The sequence below is a fragment of the Butyrivibrio sp. INlla16 genome (assembly GCF_900104155.1).
Lineage (GTDB): Bacteria > Bacillota > Clostridia > Lachnospirales > Lachnospiraceae > Butyrivibrio.
This window is the reverse complement of sequence record NZ_FMYB01000123.1, coordinates 1-2,417: the sequence shown is the minus strand read 5'-3', so window position 1 is coordinate 2,417 and position 2,417 is coordinate 1. Positions and strand designations below refer to the sequence as shown.

At 41.7% G+C, this 2,417-nt stretch carries 2 protein-coding genes and 1 pseudogene; all 3 read left to right on the top strand.

All coding sequences use genetic code 11. The features are described from left to right. Window positions 1-115 precede the first annotated feature (115 nt). On the top strand, window positions 116-316 hold the full coding sequence (locus BLR42_RS22205) for a transposon-encoded TnpW family protein (RefSeq protein ID WP_091873917.1): 201 nt from the start codon (window positions 116-118) through the stop codon (window positions 314-316). A gap of 88 nt (window positions 317-404) precedes the next feature. After that, on the top strand, window positions 405-1,766 hold the full coding sequence (locus BLR42_RS22200; protein ID WP_170832950.1) for an RNA-binding domain-containing protein: 1,362 nt from the start codon (window positions 405-407) through the stop codon (window positions 1,764-1,766). Window positions 1,767-1,881: 115 nt separating this feature from the next. Further along, window positions 1,882-2,417 (top strand): annotated as a pseudogene (locus BLR42_RS22195) (type IV secretory system conjugative DNA transfer family protein); the annotation flags it as partial.

Genomic DNA, 2,417 nt, shown 5'->3' with positions numbered 1-2,417 from the left:
GTCAAGTGTTTTTTGATAAAAAAGTGGGGGATTTTAATAAAAAAGGAATCTGAAAGCCGCATTGTTACTGGCTTATAGATTCCGAGAGTATATCAATTTATAAAGGAGGACGAAAATGGAGAACGAAAAAAACTTAATACCGGAGCAGGAAAGCGCAGTTGTCGATAATGATACCTGCGCTTCTTCTTTGCCCACAAGCACTGTAACACGCACTATCGGTAAGACCACTTATATTACATATCTTCACTTCAAGGAGCAGGGACTGACCTTTTCTCAGAAGCTGAAAAGGGTGCTACGTGCAGAGTGTTCAGACTAAAAAACGTTATGTTAGAAGTGACATTTTTGTAGTGACAAAATGTCACTTCTAATGTATAATGATGTCACTTCTATTAGCGGAGGGACACATGAAAAACTTAGGAAAAGAAACGGAAACACTTGAGTTTAAGAAGACCACGGGAGAAATGAAGGCTGCGATGATTTCTATCGCATCCATCTTAAATAAACATGGTGTCGGAACATTATATTTTGGCGTAAAGCCCAATGGGGATGTAGCAGGGCAGGATGTGTCCGAATCTTCATTGAGGGATGTATCCAGAGCGGTATATGAAACTATAAAACCACAGATATATCCGGCAATCACGGAGGAGGTTTTTGAAGGCCGTAGCGCTATAAAAGTCGAATTCAGCGGTGAGAGCACTCCGTATTCAGCGGCAGGGCGATATTATCTCAGAACAGCTGATGAGGATCGTGAAGTAACACCCGAAGAATTGAAGGTATTCTTCGGTGCCAACAAATATAGAGAAAAATGGGAAAAGGGTCTGTCAGAGCTGACAGAAAAGCAAGTGGATCGTTCTGCTATAAAAAACTTTTGGCAGAATGCAATTGCGGCGGGAAGATTGCCAGAGGGGAGATACACATGCCCTATTATCCTAAATCGCTTTGGCTTGGTTAGGGACGGACATCTGACAAATGCAGGGGAAGCTCTTTTTGGAAACAATCATCCGATATCGTTGAAGGTGGGGATTTTTGCGACTGATGAAAAGCTGACGATCCTTGATATGAAGCTTTTTGAAGACAATATCTTTAATCTTATGAGGCTTGCCGAGGAGTATATTCTTCAACATATAAGATGGAGAGTTGAGATTGTAAGCTGGGAAAGGGATGAAATCCCTGAGGTGCCTGTTGCAGTTGTCCGTGAGATTTTGGCAAACAGTTTTGCCCATGCAATATATGGCGGAAGAACAACTCACGAAATATGCATTCATCCAGGAAAGATTACATTTTACAGTCCAGGAGAATATGCGAGCAAATATAAACCAGAGGAGTATATCAAGAAGGATCTGGAGTCAGAAATAAGAAATCCTGCCATATCGAAGATACTGTTCCTAAACCATTCCATAGAGAAGTTCGGAAGTGGATTTAAGAGAATTGATAGCCTCTGTAAAGATGCGGGTGTTAAGTATTCGTATGAGAATGGACAGAATGGATTCAAGTTTATTATCAAGAGAAATCCGATTACAAGTGACACTGCGGATGTCACTTCTGATGTCACTACAGATGTCACTTCTGACGATGAGCTTAATCTTACCGAGAAGACTATATTGGCAATTCTAAAGTCTAAACCGGATGCTTCAAGAGATGAGCTTGCTGAAAAGGCTTCAAAAACAGTAAGAACAGTGCAGAGGACCTTGAATTCCTTAAGAGATAAAGGATATATTGAGCGTGAAGGAGCCAAACAGAACACCGTTTGGAAGATTAAGAAATAATCATTTTATTATGATTTCTGAGAGAGGATCGGAGCAAAATCCGGTCCTTTTTCTATGTCCATATTTAGAGAGGGTTTCAGGCGTTTCCACAAGAAAAAGTACAAGAAACTATTGACAAGTGGCATCAGGCAAGACAGCCAAATCTATTCTTATAAGCTGCGGTGCAAGGCTTGCGCCATTTGATGTTGCGGAGCTTCGTGATCTTACGAAGGCGGATGAGCTTGATCTTGAAAGCATCGGTACAGAGAAGACAGCACTGTTTGTCATCATTTCAGATACAGATGATACCTTCAATTTCATCGTATCCATCATGTACAGCCAGCTGTTCAACGTGCTGTGCGAAACGGCGGATGATGTTTATAATGGCAAACTTCCAGTACCGGTGCGGGTTCTGTGCGACGAGTTCGCCAACATAGGCCAGATACCTAAATTTGAAAAACTGATTGCGACCATCAGAAGCAGACAGATCTCTGCTTCTATTATTTTGCAGTCAAAGTCACAGCTGAAAGCCTTGTATAAGGACAACGCCCAGACAATCGAGGGCAACTGTGACACGATGCTTTTCCTTGGAGGCAATGAGGAATCGACCTTGAAAGACCTCAATACCCTGCTGGGAAAAGAAACAATTGATCTATGTAATACCTCTGATAC